The organism is Streptococcus sanguinis SK355 (assembly GCF_000212855.1).
GTDB classification, from domain to species: Bacteria; Bacillota; Bacilli; order Lactobacillales; family Streptococcaceae; genus Streptococcus; species Streptococcus sanguinis_A.
Map to the genome: position 1 here is coordinate 1,809,353 of NZ_GL890993.1, position 16,188 is coordinate 1,825,540.

Annotated in this window: 15 protein-coding genes, 3 tRNA genes and 1 pseudogene; 1 reads left to right on the forward strand and 18 read right to left on the reverse strand. The window is 41.7% G+C overall.

Annotated features, from left to right (window positions below; genetic code table 11):
* Positions 1-43: 43 nt before the first annotated feature.
* A complete protein-coding gene (locus HMPREF9389_RS02720; protein ID WP_002930546.1) occupies positions 44-799 on the reverse strand; it encodes a class A sortase in 756 nt (251 codons plus the stop codon).
* A gap of 14 nt (positions 800-813) precedes the next feature.
* Positions 814-3,273, reverse strand: coding sequence for a DNA gyrase subunit A (gene gyrA / locus HMPREF9389_RS02715; RefSeq protein WP_032906570.1), 2,460 nt, complete (start codon positions 3,271-3,273; stop codon positions 814-816).
* A gap of 194 nt (positions 3,274-3,467) precedes the next feature.
* On the opposite strand from gyrA, the gene HMPREF9389_RS02710 reads away from it, so the two are divergent.
* Positions 3,468-4,454, forward strand: coding sequence for an L-lactate dehydrogenase (locus tag HMPREF9389_RS02710; RefSeq protein WP_002930548.1), 987 nt, complete (start codon positions 3,468-3,470; stop codon positions 4,452-4,454).
* A 44-nt stretch (positions 4,455-4,498) separates the two neighbouring features.
* Here HMPREF9389_RS02710 and HMPREF9389_RS02705 read toward each other — a convergent pair whose 3' ends face one another.
* The 16 genes and pseudogenes from HMPREF9389_RS02705 to HMPREF9389_RS02630 form a co-directional block, all read right to left on the reverse strand.
* Complete coding sequence (locus tag HMPREF9389_RS02705) at positions 4,499-4,915, reverse strand: NUDIX hydrolase (RefSeq protein WP_002930549.1); 417 nt, start codon at positions 4,913-4,915, stop codon at positions 4,499-4,501.
* Between the two features lie 59 nt (positions 4,916-4,974).
* A tRNA-Arg gene (locus HMPREF9389_RS02700) sits at positions 4,975-5,046 on the reverse strand.
* 87 nt (positions 5,047-5,133) lie between these two features.
* Complete coding sequence (gene rpsA, locus HMPREF9389_RS02695; protein WP_002909688.1) at positions 5,134-6,336, reverse strand: 30S ribosomal protein S1; 1,203 nt, start codon at positions 6,334-6,336, stop codon at positions 5,134-5,136.
* 163 nt (positions 6,337-6,499) lie between these two features.
* Positions 6,500-6,571: transfer RNA gene (locus tag HMPREF9389_RS02690), tRNA-Gln, on the reverse strand.
* Between the two features lie 49 nt (positions 6,572-6,620).
* Positions 6,621-6,701 (reverse strand) — tRNA-Tyr (locus HMPREF9389_RS02685).
* A gap of 50 nt (positions 6,702-6,751) precedes the next feature.
* Positions 6,752-6,982, reverse strand: coding sequence for a DUF2969 domain-containing protein (locus HMPREF9389_RS02680; protein WP_002904541.1), 231 nt, complete (start codon positions 6,980-6,982; stop codon positions 6,752-6,754).
* Positions 6,983-7,087: 105 nt separating this feature from the next.
* Positions 7,088-8,113 (reverse strand): annotated as a pseudogene (locus HMPREF9389_RS02675) (branched-chain amino acid aminotransferase); the annotation flags it as partial.
* Positions 8,114-8,280: 167 nt separating this feature from the next.
* On the reverse strand, positions 8,281-10,734 hold the full coding sequence (gene parC, locus HMPREF9389_RS02670) for a DNA topoisomerase IV subunit A (protein WP_002930551.1): 2,454 nt from the start codon (positions 10,732-10,734) through the stop codon (positions 8,281-8,283).
* A 36-nt stretch (positions 10,735-10,770) separates the two neighbouring features.
* Entirely contained in the window at positions 10,771-11,586 is an 816-nt protein-coding gene (locus HMPREF9389_RS02665) for an aminoglycoside 6-adenylyltransferase (RefSeq protein ID WP_002930553.1), read from the reverse strand.
* A gap of 16 nt (positions 11,587-11,602) precedes the next feature.
* Positions 11,603-12,139: a GNAT family N-acetyltransferase gene (locus tag HMPREF9389_RS02660; protein ID WP_002930555.1), complete on the reverse strand. Its 537-nt coding sequence runs from the start codon at positions 12,137-12,139 to the stop codon at positions 11,603-11,605.
* A gap of 29 nt (positions 12,140-12,168) precedes the next feature.
* Positions 12,169-12,774, reverse strand: a complete 606-nt coding sequence (fic, locus tag HMPREF9389_RS02655) for a protein adenylyltransferase Fic (protein ID WP_032906725.1) — start codon at positions 12,772-12,774, stop codon at positions 12,169-12,171.
* Positions 12,775-12,792: 18 nt separating this feature from the next.
* The gene (locus HMPREF9389_RS02650) at positions 12,793-13,167 is read right to left on the reverse strand and encodes a GNAT family N-acetyltransferase (protein WP_002930558.1); all 375 of its coding nucleotides are present in this window, start codon (positions 13,165-13,167) and stop codon (positions 12,793-12,795) included.
* A 63-nt stretch (positions 13,168-13,230) separates the two neighbouring features.
* A complete protein-coding gene (locus HMPREF9389_RS02645) occupies positions 13,231-13,977 on the reverse strand; it encodes a DUF6261 family protein (protein WP_002930559.1) in 747 nt (248 codons plus the stop codon).
* A 289-nt stretch (positions 13,978-14,266) separates the two neighbouring features.
* Positions 14,267-14,950 (reverse strand): hypothetical protein, encoded by a 684-nt coding sequence (locus HMPREF9389_RS02640; protein WP_002930560.1) that lies wholly within the window; start codon positions 14,948-14,950, stop codon positions 14,267-14,269.
* On the reverse strand, positions 14,947-15,162 hold the full coding sequence (locus HMPREF9389_RS02635; protein ID WP_002930561.1) for an AAA family ATPase: 216 nt from the start codon (positions 15,160-15,162) through the stop codon (positions 14,947-14,949). The genes HMPREF9389_RS02640 and HMPREF9389_RS02635 overlap by 4 nt, the downstream gene beginning before the upstream one ends.
* 235 nt (positions 15,163-15,397) lie before the next feature.
* Positions 15,398-16,180, reverse strand: a complete 783-nt coding sequence (locus HMPREF9389_RS02630; RefSeq protein WP_002930565.1) for a hypothetical protein — start codon at positions 16,178-16,180, stop codon at positions 15,398-15,400.
* Positions 16,181-16,188: the final 8 nt, after the last annotated feature.

Here is a 16,188-nt window from a genome sequence, read left to right on the forward strand (position 1 = left end):
GTTAGAGTTCTTCCTAACCTTTGGAGTGAAGTGTTTTTTACCTTTAAATCTGCATTTGGTTATAGGACTTACTAAAAGATTCAAGAACTTCCTTAGGAGCCTTGTCATACTCGACAGAGCCTTCTAATGTTCCCTTGACAATAGTCCGGTTGGTTGCCGCAGCATCCTCACAAGTAACTAAAGTAATCTCTGTAACGCCTTCAGTATCCTCAATCAGATCTGTTCGATCCGGAGTTACCGTTTCAACACTAGTGATTACATATGTATAGACTTGCTCTTTATCGGTGATATAGATTTTCATACCAACCTTGGCACGATCTAGTGGGGAAAAGAGCATGTTACTAGCCCCTGTGATGCCAAAGACATGGTGGCTAGCCAAGGCATAATTTCCCTGCCCCATCTGCTGAGTCTCTTTCATCGTACCAGCACCATAATACAATCCAGCATTATCCAGCCTTTTGAAGATTGGCAAATTCATGGATACTTCTGGAATCGAGATGCCTCCGATAACAGGCAGTTGCTGGGCTTTCCACTGAGCATTGATGACCGCTTCTGTAGAAAGCGACTCTACCTTGTTAAAATCAAAACTTGTCTTAACATTTTTATTCTTATCAATAGAGTCTTTTGAAACCTTGCTGACCTGATATTGGTTGGTATGCCAAACCATAATCATGTTTCGGATTTGCGCATTAAAGATTAAGCCAAGAGCCACAATAATTAATAATGTCGCAACAATATTGATAAAAATATTTCTTTTGCTTTTTTGTTTTCTTTTTCGACTTCTTTTTCCTTGTACCATATAGAGGTCCTCTTTTACGATTCGTTTTCTTCCTCTGCTACATCTTCTTTATCGTCTGCTTCGACGCTTGTAAAGGTGACAATCTGTGCATTTTGGTCCAGACGCATGACCTTAACTCCCATGGTTGAGCGACCGGTCTGAGAAATATTAGCCACACTGGTCCGAATGATGACACCTGTATTGGTGATAATCATCAAATCTTCCTCGCCAGTAACAGTCATCAGACCAGCAAGAGGCCCGTTCTTATCAGTGATATTGGCTGTTTTAATCCCTTTACCGCCACGGCCCTTGGTTGGGTACTCGCTAGCAAGAGTTCGCTTACCGTAGCCTTTTTCGGTAATGACAAGCACTTCGTCTCCCTCAGCAATCACACCAGCACCAACGACCTGATCGCCCTCTCGAAGATTAACTCCGCGAACACCAGTCGCTATACGGCTCATGCTCCGAACAGCTGTCTCATTGAAGCGGACAGAATAACCAAACTTAGTACCAATGATAACGTCTGCAACACCGTCCGTCAGAAAGACATTGATTAGCTCGTCTTCATCTTTCAAATTCAAAGCCTTAAGACCGTTCTGACGAATATTAGCAAATTCTGTTACACTTGTCCGTTTGACCACCCCATGACGGGTAGTAAAGAAGAGATAGGAATCATCACTGCGATCTTGCTGGACATTAATAATGGTCTGAATGTTCTCTCCTTCATCCAGCTTCAAGAGATTAACAACAGGCAAGCCCTTGGCTGTCCGGCCATACTCAGGAATTTCATATCCTTTGAGACGATAAACCCGGCCTTTATTGGTAAAGAAGAGCAGTCTATCGTGAGTACTCGTTGAAACCAGCTCTTTGACGAAGTCATCGTCTTTGACACCAGTTCCTTGAACACCGCGGCCACCACGTTTCTGAGCAGTGAATTCAGCCTGATTCAGACGTTTGATATAACCTTTATTAGACAGGGTAATCAAAACATCCGCTTCCTCAATCAAATCTTCATCTTCAAGAGAAAGAACTTCCCCCACCATCAGTTCAGTTCGACGGTCATCCGCAAATTTACGCTTGACCTCGTCTAACTCTTCCTTGATAATAGTGATAACGCGCTCTGGCTTAGCCAAAATATCAGCCAAGTCCGCAATCAAAGCAATCAGCTCGTCGTACTCTGACTGAATCTTATCACGTTCCAAACCGGTCAGACGACGCAGACGCATATCAAGGATGGCCTGACTCTGGCGCTCAGACAACTCAAACTTAGCCATCAATTCAGCTTGTGCTTCTGCATCTGTCTCACTATTACGGATAATGCGAATCACTTCATCAATGTGATCCAACGCAATCAGCAAACCAGCCAAGATATGAGCTCGCGCTTCTGCCTTTTCTTTATCGAAGGCAGTCCGTCGAGTCACCACTTCCTTTTGGTGCTCAATGTAGGCTAACAAAATCTCACGCAAAGATAGAATCTTCGGCACACCATTTTGAATAGCCAGCATATTGAAGCTGAAATTGGTCTGCATCTGAGTCAGCTTGAAAAGGTTATTTAGAATGACATGAGCAGAGGCATCACGACGAACCTCAATGACAAAACGTACCCCTTCACGGTTGGACTCATCACGAACAGCTGTGATACCGTCAATGCGTTTTTCCTGCACCAGACGAACAATATGCTCATGAACCTTAGTCTTATTAACCATGTAAGGAAACTCGGTTACGACAATTCGTTCACGGCCATTTTTCATCTCTTCGATTTCAGTGCGAGAACGAAGAACAATCGAACCTTTCCCTGTTTCATAAGCCCGGTGAATACCGGACTTACCCATAACCAGTGCTCCTGTTGGAAAATCTGGTCCAGGCAGGACTTCCATGATGTCGCGAGTTGTTGCTTCCGGATTGTCTATCACCAGCTTAACTGCATCAATAGACTCACCAAGATTATGTGGTGGGATATTGGTCGCCATCCCAACCGCAATTCCTGTCGCTCCATTTACAAGCAGGTTAGGGAAGCGAGCAGGAAGAACTACAGGCTCTCTCTCGCTAGCATCATAGTTGTCAATATAATCAACAGTGTTTTTATTAATATCACGAAGCATCTCAAGAGCAATCTTACTCATACGTGCTTCTGTATAACGCTGGGCAGCGGCTCCGTCTCCATCCATAGAACCAAAGTTCCCATGACCGTCTACTAGCATATAACGATAGCTCCACCATTGAGCCATCCGCACCATCGCTTCATAAATAGAAGAGTCACCATGCGGGTGATACTTACCCATGACATCCCCTGTGATACGAGCTGATTTCTTGTGAGGCTTCTCAGGTGTCACGCCCAGCTCATTCATACCATAGAGAATCCGACGGTGAACTGGCTTGAGACCATCACGAACATCTGGAAGTGCCCGAGCCACGATAACACTCATTGCGTAATCGATGAAACTAGTCTTCATTTCACTAGTCAGATTAACATTTACTAAGTTTCTGTCTTGCATTAAAAAATGCCTTTCTTTCATATTAAACTATCTTATATTATACCACATTTTCTTTAATTTTTCAGTATTTTGAACCGTTTGTAAAAACGTTTACATCGCTAGATACACAAGTTGACCGTGACAAAATATGCCAAAAGTGGTAGAATGAATGTGTATGGGAAATCTTCCCTAAAAAAATAAGGAGATGTTTAGAAATGACTGCTACTAAACAACATAAAAAAGTCATCCTTGTCGGTGACGGTGCTGTAGGTTCATCTTACGCATTTGCTCTTGTAACCCAAGGTATCGCTCAAGAACTTGGTATCATTGAAATTCCTCAATTATTTGAAAAAGCCGTCGGTGATGCTGAAGACCTTAGCCATGCCCTTGCCTTCACTTCACCTAAGAAAATCTACGCAGCTACTTATGCAGACTGTGCGGATGCTGACCTCGTTGTTATCACTGCAGGTGCACCTCAAAAACCAGGCGAAACTCGTCTTGACCTTGTTGGCAAAAACTTGGCTATCAACAAATCTATCGTTACTCAAGTCGTTGAATCAGGCTTTAACGGCATCTTCCTCGTTGCTGCTAACCCAGTGGACGTTTTGACTTACTCAACTTGGAAATTCTCTGGTTTCCCTAAAGAGCGCGTTATTGGTTCAGGTACTTCACTTGACTCAGCTCGCTTCCGTCAAGCTCTTGCTGAAAAGATTGGTATCGATGCTCGTTCTGTCCATGCCTACATCATGGGTGAGCACGGTGACTCTGAGTTTGCCGTTTGGTCACATGCTAACGTTGCAGGTGTGAAATTGGAACAATGGTTGCAAGCTAACCGTCACTTGAACGAACAAGACTTGGTTGATCTTTTCATCTCCGTTCGTGATGCAGCATATTCAATCATCAACAAAAAAGGCGCAACTTACTACGGTATCGCGGTTGCTTTGGCTCGTATTACAAAAGCTATCCTTGACGATGAAAATGCTGTATTGCCATTGTCAGTCTTCCAAGAAGGCCAATATGGTGTTGAAAATGTCTTCATTGGTCAGCCTGCTATCGTTGGTGCTCACGGTATCGTGCGTCCAGTAAACATCCCACTTAACGATGCTGAGACTCAAAAAATGCAAGCTTCTGCTAAAGAATTGCAAGCAATTATTGATGAAGCATGGAAGAATCCTGAATTCCAAGAAGCATCTAAAAACTAATTATAAAAACATCTCCTGATAAAAGGGGATGTTTTTTTGTTGCTTTAAATGGATTTGTTAGCAAAAATTTCAAGCAAATAAGGCGCAACAAGATCACTCTCTATGTCTTCCAAAGAAGAAATCCAGACAAAGTCTGTATGCTCTTCTGAATCCAATATAATATCACGATGCTCCACAATTCTGCCCTCATAAACTAAGCGTGTAAAAACAGTATCTTTGCTAGCATCAAACTGACTATCTTCGTGAATAATCTTATCAATCTGAAGTTTTTGATTAACCTCTTCCATAGCCTCACGTAGAGCTGCCTCTCTAGGCAGTTCATTCTCTTCTACACTTCCGCCTGGAATATCCCAATAAAATGGATAGACATTAGGAAGACCTCGCTTTATCTTAGAACGTTTGATAAGCAGATGCTTCCCGTCTTCCTCGATTAAGGCATGGGCGATTAATTTTACTGTCATTGCATTTTCCTCCAAAAAAAAGAGCAAAAAAAGACTCCGAGGAGCCCAATTTTAAGTCATCCACCCTGAGAGAATCGAACTCCCATCTCAAGAACCGGAATCTTGCGTGATATCCATTACACTAAGGGTGGCAACTAATTCATTATAACTGATTTTCTTTGAAAATACAAGTGAAAATCAGAAAAAGAAGTTGAGATTTCTCAACTTCTTTTATCTAATTACAATTCAATATCGCCAAACAAATCAGCCATTGAGAATCCAGTTTGAGTTTCTGGAAGTTCAAAGTCACGTTTTTCTTGACGTTTTGGACGACGAGGACGTGATTGACGTTTCTCATCTTTTTGTCCTTCTTCTTGAGCTGGGCGTTCTTCAAGAGCCTTGATAGAAAGTGATACACGCTCATCAGCAGCATTCACTTCAAGAACCTTAACAGTCACTTCTTGACCAACCTTAAGGGCATCCTTAGGGCTTTCAACACGTTTGTGTGAAATTTGTGAAATGTGAACAAGTCCATCAATTCCTGGCAATACTTCAACGAAAGCACCGAAATCAGTCAAACGTTTTACAGTTCCTTCAATCACATCGCCTGCAGCAAGTTTTTGCTCAACGCCATCCCATGGCCCAGGTGTTGTTGCTTTAAGAGAGAGGGACACGCGTCCTTCTTCTTCGTTCAAGTCAAGAACTTTCACTTCGATTTCATCACCAACTGATACAACAGACTTAGGTGATACGTTGCGTTCATGTGACAATTCAGTCAAGTGAACCAATCCGTCAACTCCGCCAAGGTCGATGAAAGCACCGAAGCTAGTGATGCGAGCAACTTTACCAGTTACAACATCGCCAACATTCAACTTACCAAAGACTTCAGCACGTGCTGCTGCAGCTTCAGCTTCTACAACTTCACGACGTGAAAGGATGAAGCGGTTTTCTTTTGGATCCACTTCTTTGATCTTAGCATCAAACTCTTGACCTACAAAACGTTCAGTGTTGCGAACGAAACGAGTGTCAAGCATTGAAGCAGGGATAAATCCACGAAGTCCTTCAAACTCAACTGAAAGTCCACCTTTAACAGCACGAGTACCCTTAACAGTGACAACTTCTTCTTCACGACCAACCAATTTGTCCCAAGCTTTGCGAGCTTCCAAACGTTTTTTAGATACCAGGTAAGTTACTGTGTCTGTATCTTTACCCACTACTTGACGAAGAACAAGCAATTCAAGTGTTTCACCTGGTTTTACAAGGTCGTTGATATCAGCGTCGCGGTCGTTTGTCAACTCACGAAGAGTCAAAACACCTTCAACACCAGTTCCAGCGATTGCAACATTAGCTTGGTTAGCGTCAACAGTCAATACTTCAGCAGTAACGACGTCACCTGGCTCAACTTGGCTAACACTGTTTAGCAAATCTTCAAATTCATTCATCTAAAAAAATCCTCCAACAATCAAGCTTTCGCTTGACATACTACTTATTTATTTTCCTAAGCACCCGCAAATGACATTGATCTATCGTTAACGATTTCCATCCTATAAAGAAATAAAACACCTAAGAACATTTTATTATTTTATCAGATCTATTACCTAAGAACTGGGGTAGCTGGATTCGAACCAACGCATGAGGGAGTCAAAGTCCCTTGCCTTACCGCTTGGCTATACCCCAAAAAGAGCGCTGACAAAAGTCACTTTATCATCGTCACAATGAACGCTAATGGAGAGAGAGGGATTCGAACCCCCGAACCCGAAGGAGCGGATTTACAGTCCGCCGCGTTTAGCCTCTTCGCTATCTCTCCGACAATCAACGCTATCTATTATAACATTGATACAATGAAAATGCAAGCCCTTATTTGCTTAAATTATAGGTTTCAATCAAAGTTTCCACGGCTCTTTCAAGTTTTTTATAAAAACTTTCAGCATTTCCATTTTTGATGATAGCAAACTGGCCGTCTAGTTCGGCAATCTCGCCAATAACTTTCTTGCCAATAGTAAGACTGTAACCGTCAAATTGGTCTGCTCCGACTTTCACTTTGCTATCTGTGATTTGAATTTCAATCTTTTTATCTTTTTTACTCATAACTTACCTCTTTCAAATTTCTATTGTACACGAAAAAGGCTGACTACGCAAGCTATCTTAGGCTAGAATTACAGAAAAACTGCCCAATCAAGGACAGCTTTTAGATTATACTTTTACAATCCAACCTTCTGGCGCTTCTATATCACCGAACTGGATACCAGTCAATTCGTCATACAGCTTGCGAGTGACTGGGCCGACTTCTGTTTCGCTATAAAAGACATGGAAATCTTCGCCGTGCTGGATACCTCCGATAGGGGAGATAACTGCAGCTGTTCCGCAAGCTCCAGCTTCAGTAAATTTACCCAAGTCCGCCAGAGGAACATCACCCTCAATCGGTTTGAGTCCTAGTCTATGCTCCGCCAGATAAAGCAAAGAGTACTTGGTGATGGATGGCAAGATTGAGGGACTGAGCGGCGTTACAAACTCATTATTCTTAGTAATACCAAAGAAATTCGCTGAACCCACTTCTTCAATCTTAGTATGGGTTGCTGGATCCAGATAAATCACATCTGAGAAATGCTTATCCTTAGCAATCTTTCCTGGTAATAAGCTAGCAGCGTAATTGCCACCCACTTTTGCCGCACCAGTTCCGTGCGGTGCCGCACGATCATAGTCATCTGAGACAATGAAGTTAGTTGGAGTCAGACCGCCTTTGAAGTAATTGCCGACTGGCATTACAAAGATTGTAAAAATGTATTCTTCAGCTGGTTTCACTCCGATAATGTCACCGACTCCAATCAAGAGAGGTCGAATATAAAGGGTTCCGCCTGTTCCATAAGGTGGTACATATTCTTCATTAGCTCGGACAACCTGCTTAACTGCATCCACAAACATTTCTGTTGGAACCTGCGGCATGAGCAAGCGATCAGCTGTCAGCTGTAAACGCTCCGCATTTTTATCCGGACGGAAAAGCTGAATACTACCGTCCTTAGTTCGATAAGCCTTCAGACCTTCAAAAGCCTGCTGGCCATAGTGAAGGCTAGGAGACGACTCAGAGATATGGAGCGTAGCGTCCTCTGTTAATGTTCCTTTTTCCCACTGGCCATTGCGATAGTATGCTAAATAGCGATAAGGTAATTTCATATATGAGAATCCTAGATTTTCCCAGTCAAGATTTACAGTCATGGTCTTTCTCCTCTTCTTCCAAACTTCATTTTTAGATACTCCCTATTTTACACCTTTTTGAGATATTTTCAAGTATTATTTTCAATTTTCAGAAAATTTTGTTATTCAATCTTTTGTGCCACTATCAAACTTTTAGAAATTGAAAAACCAGCTCCTGCGAACTGGTTTGATGATTATTTGATGTAAGCTGAGAAGACTTCTTCGTCTGATATGGTATCAGAAATGAAGCTGCCATTGCTAGTTCTCTCAGACAGGCTAAGATCAGCTAGATTAATCTCATAGGCAGTTCCTTTATTAGAAAGCACCTGCAAAATCTGCTCCTCACTAGCTTCTGCTTCTGTTGTGAAGAGGTCAAAGTCCACTGCTTCGCCATAGACTGGTCCAGCCACAAAGACACGATGTGGCTTCTTGGTCTTAAGCTCTCTCAGAACTTGAAGACCGCGATTTGCCCGACTGGTAACAGGAATATCTGCGACTGCCATACGCTTGATCGAACCTCGCTGAGTCAGGAGGTAAAGCGAGTCTGTGTTGGCGATAAAGGCTGCCGCTAGGACATCGTCCTTCTTGAGGTTGATGGCTTTAACCCCAGCCGCCTTAGCTCCGATGACAGGTACTTCCTCAATATTGAAGCGCAGTGCATAGCCATTCTTGGTCACGAGCATAACATCATCTAGCTTAATCGGCGCCAGAGCAATGACCTGATCTTCTTCATTTTTCAGCTTGGCAAACTTGAGCGACTTAGACTTGTAGGTCCGCCAAGGACTGAACTCCTTGCGCTCTACACGCTTGATTTGACCTAACTTGGTCGCTGCAAAGTAAGTCCCCTCTTCAAAGCTGTCCAGCAATTCTGTATAGATAACCTCTTCCTTGGTATCAAAGTTGCTGATGGTCTGGCTGAGGTGTTCTCCAATCTCTTTCCAGCGGATGTCTGACAGCTCATGAACAGGCCGGTAAATGACATTTCCAAGACTCGTAAAGATCAGCAAATGCTGGGTCGTCTTGGCAGGGCTAACAAAAATCAGTCGGTCATCATCGCGCTTGCCCATCTCCTCTAGGGTCGAAGCTGAGAAGGAACGCGGACTTGTCCGCTTGATATAACCAGAACGAGTCACGCTGACATAGGTCTCTTCCTCAACAATGAGACTAGCTGTATCAATCTCAATGGCGTTTGCCGTATCCTGCAACTCACTGAGACGCGGATTGCCAAACTTCTTCTTGACATCGCGGAGCTCCCGCTTCATGAGGTTATACATAGTCCGCTCATCACCGATAATGGCTGCCAGCATCGCAATCTTCTCGCGCAGCTCTGCTTCTTCCTCTTCCAGAACCACTACGTCTGTATTTGTCAAACGGTAGAGTTGGAGAGTGACGATAGCCTCAGCCTGCTCCTCAGTGAAATCATAGCTGACTTTAAGATTTTCCTTGGCGTCTGCTTTGTTTTCTGAAGCACGAATCAGGGCAATCACCTCGTCCAAGATGGAAAGCACCCGAATCAGTCCTTCCACGATATGCAGCCGTTTCTCAGCCTTAGCCTTGTCAAAGCGGCTGCGAGCCAGAATGATCTCCTTGCGGTGGGCAATATAACTGGTCAAGATTGGCACAATTCCCACCAAACGAGGCGTGAAATTGTCAATAGCCACCATGTTGAAGTTATAATTCACCTGCAAATCAGTGTACTTGAAGAGGTAGTTGAGAATCAGCTCGGTATTAGCGTCTTTCTTGAGTTCGATGGCAATGCGAAGACCGTCCCGGTCGGATTCGTCCCGAACCTCAGCAATGCCAGCCACCTTGTTATTGACCCGCACATCATCGATTTTCTTGACCAAGACCGCTTTATTAATCTCATAAGGAATCTCGGTGATGACGATTTGCTCTTTACCGCCCTTCAGCTTTTCAATCTCAGTTCTGGAGCGCACTACAACGCGACCTTTGCCAGTCTCGTAGGCTTTCTTGATTTCATCACGACCTTGGACAATAGCTCCTGTCGGAAAATCTGGGCCAGGCAGAAACTCCATGAGTTTGTCCACCTTGGCAGACGGATGATCAATCATATAGATAACCGCGTCAATGACTTCGGCTAGATTATGAGGTGGAATATCAGTCGCATAACCAGCAGAAATCCCAGTTGCTCCATTGACCAAAAGATTAGGAAAGGCTGCCGGCAGAACGGTCGGCTCCTTCTCGGTATCGTCAAAGTTCCAAGCAAAAGGAACAGTATCTTTCTCGATATCCTGCAAAAGATAGCCAGCCATCTCAGACAGCCGCGCCTCAGTATAACGCATAGCCGCCGGTGGATCACCGTCCATAGAACCATTGTTTCCGTGCATCTCGACAAGAATCTCACGATTTTTCCAGTCCTGAGACATGCGAACCATGGCATCGTAGATGGAGCTGTCACCGTGAGGGTGGAAATTCCCCATGATATTCCCGACAGACTTAGCAGACTTACGGTATCCCTTGTCAAAGGTGTTGCCGTCCTTGTTCATCGAATAAAGAATACGGCGCTGAACAGGCTTCAAGCCATCGCGAATGTCCGGCAAGGCCCGCTCTTGAATGATGTATTTGGAGTAGCGACCAAAGCGCTCTCCCATGATGTCCTCAAGGGACATGTTTTGAATGTTGGACATAATAATTCTCTTTTTTATTTTTCTTTTTAATAATAACTAGAAGCTAAGCCTCTCTTTAGCATACTCAATCATTTTTTCTGCTGTTGCTTTGTCATAGTGGAAGCCGGTTTTGAGAGAGAAAGCTTGTGCTTCTTTGTGGAAAAAGCGCATGGTAGCTAAGAGAGATTTGGTGATTTTTTTCTGGTCAGAAAAGTCAAGCAAGGCAGTAAATTCTTTCTCTTTTTCAGCAGGCAAATACTGAAAGAGGTACTTGTAGTTCTTGCCAACATCAACCGAACCCTTATCTGCTGCCACTTGCCAAGCTAAAAGCTTGAGCAATTCTTGTTGGCAGATGCCATAGAGATGATCCGTCGCATAGACCAGGTGATTCCGATGAATGCCCTTGACTACATAAGCTGACACCCACCAAAATTCATTGCAGGATTTGTCAAAGTCAGTCGCACTAGCTGGTGTCGTCCAATAGCGCTTGGGTGCCGGTGCATAAGGAGCAAACAGCCCCCGCGGGTCATCCAGCACCGTGAAATCCGCTTCGCTATCCACCCACTCTTTGATGTGCTCCTTAGAACAAAGGGTCAAATCTATCCGATTTCCATCCTCAAAAAGCATGAGGTAGAGACGGCGATGGTCTAGTAGGACATGCTGCTCAATCATGCGCTTTCCAAACCTTTCCAACCAAGCAAGGTCAGCCACCAGACCATCCAAATCCTCCACAATGTAGACTACATCATAGTCTTGGAACTCGTCCTTGGGAGCATTTGGATTTGTCCGCGAGCCGGACATAGCGACAGCATCAACCTGTAGCACTTTTGCGGTTTGCAAAATCACTTCAAACATCTCGGTTTCAGTTCTCATGGAAACACCTACCTTTTTAGTGAAAACTCTTGATTCTGTAGAGGACATGTCTATAAAGGGGACTGTCTACTGGAACTTTTTCATTATCAAATTCTTTGACAAATTCCATGCCTAGCTTTTGCATGACATTTTGCGAAGGGAGATTGAGCAAAGATGTAAAAGAGTAAACTTCTGACAAGCCAGCTTGCTGAAAAGCAAAGTCTAGACAGGCTTGGGCAGCCTCCGTCGCATAACCACGATTCCAAAACTCTTTTCGCAGACGCCAGCCGATTTCTATAGCTTCTTTTCCAGCAAAAATCCGTAAATCCGAATGGTGCAGACCTACCAAGCCGATAAACTCCTGGCTGGTCTTTTCTTCAACAGCCCAAAGACTGTAGCCATAAGCCTTAGCTTCATCTTGAATGCCCTGATAAAGACGCAAGGACTCCGCTTGACTATATGGCTTTGGGAAATACTGCATGACCTCTGGATCTTGATTCATGGCAATCAAAGCCGGCAAATCTGATTCCTGCAAGTCCCGTAAAATGAGACGGTCAGTTTCAAGCATTGTCATCTAATCACTCCTCTGCAAACTTTCTTATCTCACAAGTCCTCAGCTTTATATAGGCTATAGCCTTCATAGTAGTAACTATGATCTACGCCCTTCATGTAGAGGTTTCGGTTATGAATGTCCTTTGTGAGGGCTTGCTTGAGAACGTGCTTGATTTCTGTATCTCGAATAGGACTGCGCTCCATAGCTAGGAGGTAATCCTCCTTGTCCACTTGAGACCAGTTCACAACTTGCCCCAGTTCAGCCTTTAGCAGGTGGTCTAGCCAAAGCCTCATGCTTCTGCCATTCCCCTCACGGAAAGGGTGGGCAATATTGAGCTCCACATACTTTTCGACAATCTGATCAAAGGTCTGCTGAGGCATGCGGTCGATATTTTCCAAGGAAGCTGACAGATACATGACAGGAGCAAAGCGAACATTCCCTTTGGTGAGATTGACTGTCCGAATCTGACCAGCAAAGTCATAGATTTCTTCAAACAAGAAAGTATGAATAAAGGCCAGAGTAGCATAGGTGCCAGCTGCTTTATCATCTAGAAGCTGCTCTTCAAAAAGCTCTTTAGCTCGGGTCTTGCTGATTTTTTCTTCCATCTTGGCTAGTTCAAGCGAATCCGTCAGACCCAGTTTATTGTCAAGAGTCATAAATACAGCTCCTTTCATTTAGATAGATTTTCTAAGCCCTGTTCCCACAGGCTTAAAACCTACTGTCTGATAAAATCCATCCGCTTCTGATATTAATTCAATGCGAGTTAAAGGATGTTTTTGATGAATTTCAGTGATCAATCGCCGTCCCAATCCTTTTCCGCGATAGGCTTTATCAATGATAATCTCAGCTAAAAAGGTCGTCATGACTTCATCTGTCAAGTAGCGGGCAAAACCAAGGATTTTCTGGTTCTCTTCAACTACCAAGTAATAGGACAGATTTGTTGAAAATAGTGACTTCACTTTTTCCTCTGTAAAAGAAATCCATTTTTCATTTTGATAAAGGGTATAAATAGCTTGACAATCTTTCGTGCTTGCAGGTCTGATTATCATTTTCTACTCCTTTCAAATCCGATGCGACCACTAACAATTTTTCAACTCAAATTTAGTTATATTCTAGTTGCTCTCCGCCACTTCTTCTTTCACCTTCTTAGCAGGTTTGCGTTTTTTGTAGCGGCTGCGGATAGTGTTGAGGTGGTCGCGAAGATTGACAACGTGAGTTCTTTCAGGATAAGCGTAGGCAATGATTGCAGTGAAATCCACTAGAAAATCATAGATTTCTTGGAGCTTGAGGCGGACATTCTTATTCTGGCTTGGTGTCTTACCCTTGAGCTCAGTCAGTCGCTCCTTGTAGACCTTTTCAAAGGCCTTCTGAGCAGCAGCCAGACTATCGATATGGGATTCCAGATGAAGCTTAGCCAGTGCTGTCTGGTAGGCCGGCTTTTTCAGCTCTTGGAGCAAGTGGTTGATGCCCTCGGTCTCCTTTTCCAAGCTTGTTGCAGCTAGACCAATGTAGTTTTTCAGGAGCTGAGACAGGGTCTCATAAGCTTCCTTGGTCGCTGCGTCCTTGACCCGAGCAAAGGCCCGAACTAAAGATTGGAGCGTGCCCAAGGCATCATCGCGCTCGCGGTCAGCCTGATCCAAACTAGCCACCAGCTTGCTGGACTTGGTCTGATGAAGCCCGCCCTGCAGCTGTTCCAGAAGTTTGTCCATCTCATCCAGCTTGGTCGTGTAAATGCCATCCACCTTGTTTTCCTTGATAAATGCCGCAACCTCACTCCGACTCTCGGACATCAGCTGGAAAAATTCGTTGTTTTCTAAAGTTTGAACATCTACACTAGTAATTCCATAAATTTTTTTCATTTTTATAATCTCCTAAATTTTTTATTTATTTTAACTTTAATTCCTTTTTACCTTTCCTGATTTTCAGAAAAAGTTTTTTGCTTTAAAACTACATGCCAGAAAAACAAACGTTCGTCTTTTACTCAAAAAATACTCGTCAGATTTTCTGCCAAACAGAATTTGCAAAAAAACACTCTGTCAGAAAATCTGACGGTCTCACTTTAGAACTGGCGAGTAAAGATTTGTTGTTTTAGGGATAAGCAGGAACTTTCCATGTATGTATAAAAATACTTTTATAAATAATAATCTTTTATAATTCTTGCTGAACTCTTTGTAACTCGGAATTTGAAAAGAGGTCGGTAATCGAAATTACATCACAACTCGTGATATAATTCTTTGCTGCTTTTCTACATTCTTTAGGAATTGTCGAATTTTGCTTTAAAAACATCATATAGGAACTTACAATATTTTTCAAATCCATATATTTAAGAAAAGTTGTCTCATCAAAGATTTTAAAATCAATGTATTCATGAAACTGTGAATTAATTTCTAAATCTTTTTTAAAAACAAAATGTCCTGTACAGTTTATATTTTGTATTAGCCTATGCCTGATTGATTTCTCTTTTTGATAGTAATTCTTTAAATCGCTTATAAGAATTTTTAAATATGGAGCTAAAGTAACATGATAAAGTAACACGATATTTTCTATACTGTAAAAATCTATTTGATAAATCCTAGCCAAATCTTTGTTTTCAAAATCACCGTCTATTACTCCGTAAAATTTCTTATCCTTATCATTTGAAACAATATTCTTAATATCTGAACAGGAACCTCCATTTACTAGTGTGTATTTTCTAAATAATACTATTTTTTGGTAATATTTTTTATTTACTTTTCCTTCAAAAAATATTTTCTTGTCAACTGCTGACAACATGTCATCAGCTGAACGATTGTATTCCTTATAATCTAAATTAGCTACCGATATTTCAGTCATAATTCTAGCCTCTCAAAATCATTTGAAATACAATCTTTAAAAATGTATGGTGCATGAGTCGCTAAAACCATTCTGCTACCCTTTCTTTCACACAAATATATTAAATCGTTAATAAGTTTTGATTGAAAATTTAGTGATAAAGAAACCTCTGGCTCATCGATTAGATAGATATCCGCTTCCTCAAATACAACTGTTAGAAATAATTTTACCACCCTCTTTTCTCCTGAAGAGAGTTTCTCAAAGTCTATAACTTCCGAATTTTTTTAACCTTAATTCTACCAGATTGAACTATAATTTCCAATCCTCCATATCCAGTAGATAATAGCTTATTTATAATAAGAATATTTCCCTTGATTTCGTTAATTTTGTTGATAATACTAATCTGAGTTGTTTTAGTTATCTCTTCTTTTTCAAAAAAAGCAAAACCATATTTTTCTATATTCTTTTTTATTCTATTTTATTAATTATAGTTTCTAAATTCGTTTCAGGTGATATATAATGTGTATCATTGTTTTTTAAGGAAGATTCAAGTCTTTTTTGAAATTCCCTAATAGAATTCACTTTATCATTGTTCTCTTTTAACTCTCTATAATGAGCATCCTCCAAAGTTCTCAATAAATAATCATTAATAGTTAAAGCCTCTTCTGTGAATAAAACAATATCCCTTTCATCTGCATAGCCATCGGTCGTAGAATAAAAACCATGCGGGATATCATTTCTCAATTTCCTTAGAGTCAAGCTACAAGTTCTGAATATCCGATCTACTTTATTTAAGTTGTTAATCTGATTATAAGACCTTCTCTCACCTGACGTGATTCGTAACAATAATTTCAAATCCATTATATGTCGCTTTAACAGTTCTTGGAAAACAAACGAAATTCTACTTAATTCATTCAGTACTGATAATAAATCGGTTAATGCAAATGCTATAGACTTGACATATTTAGTAATATAATTATTGTTTATCATCCTATTGCTAGTAGGAAATAAGTCTGTAAAATTTCTATTATCAATTCGCAATGTAGATAAATTTAATTCTTCTACTAGATTCAAAACTTTACTTTGAAATTCAATGCTTGCAATTTTATGCAAATTATCAATCGCAGTCAATATTCTAGTTTTTCCTCGACCATTATTACCATAAATTACAGTATTTTTAGATAAATCTATACTGCGATGTTTATCCGAACCGTCCCGTAGAACATCTTTAAACGAAAATTCTAATTTCATAATACTTA

Bases quoted from the DNA above. Each gene is read 5' to 3' on its own strand.
- HMPREF9389_RS02720 (WP_002930546.1), bottom strand. From the start codon at position 799: ATGGTACAAGGAAAAAGAAGTCGAAAAAGAAAACAAAAAAGCAAAAGA.
- gyrA (WP_032906570.1), bottom strand. From the start codon at position 3,273: ATGCAAGACAGAAACTTAGTAAATGTTAATCTGACTAGTGAAATGAAG.
- HMPREF9389_RS02710 (WP_002930548.1), top strand. From the start codon at position 3,468: ATGACTGCTACTAAACAACATAAAAAAGTCATCCTTGTCGGTGACGGT.
- HMPREF9389_RS02705 (WP_002930549.1), bottom strand. From the start codon at position 4,915: ATGACAGTAAAATTAATCGCCCATGCCTTAATCGAGGAAGACGGGAAG.
- rpsA (WP_002909688.1), bottom strand. From the start codon at position 6,336: ATGAATGAATTTGAAGATTTGCTAAACAGTGTTAGCCAAGTTGAGCCA.
- HMPREF9389_RS02680 (WP_002904541.1), bottom strand. From the start codon at position 6,982: ATGAGTAAAAAAGATAAAAAGATTGAAATTCAAATCACAGATAGCAAA.
- parC (WP_002930551.1), bottom strand. From the start codon at position 10,734: ATGTCCAACATTCAAAACATGTCCCTTGAGGACATCATGGGAGAGCGC.
- HMPREF9389_RS02665 (WP_002930553.1), bottom strand. From the start codon at position 11,586: ATGAGAACTGAAACCGAGATGTTTGAAGTGATTTTGCAAACCGCAAAA.
- HMPREF9389_RS02660 (WP_002930555.1), bottom strand. From the start codon at position 12,139: ATGACAATGCTTGAAACTGACCGTCTCATTTTACGGGACTTGCAGGAA.
- fic (WP_032906725.1), bottom strand. From the start codon at position 12,774: ATGACTCTTGACAATAAACTGGGTCTGACGGATTCGCTTGAACTAGCC.
- HMPREF9389_RS02650 (WP_002930558.1), bottom strand. From the start codon at position 13,167: ATGATAATCAGACCTGCAAGCACGAAAGATTGTCAAGCTATTTATACC.
- HMPREF9389_RS02645 (WP_002930559.1), bottom strand. From the start codon at position 13,977: ATGAAAAAAATTTATGGAATTACTAGTGTAGATGTTCAAACTTTAGAA.
- HMPREF9389_RS02640 (WP_002930560.1), bottom strand. From the start codon at position 14,950: ATGACTGAAATATCGGTAGCTAATTTAGATTATAAGGAATACAATCGT.
- HMPREF9389_RS02630 (WP_002930565.1), bottom strand. From the start codon at position 16,180: ATGAAATTAGAATTTTCGTTTAAAGATGTTCTACGGGACGGTTCGGAT.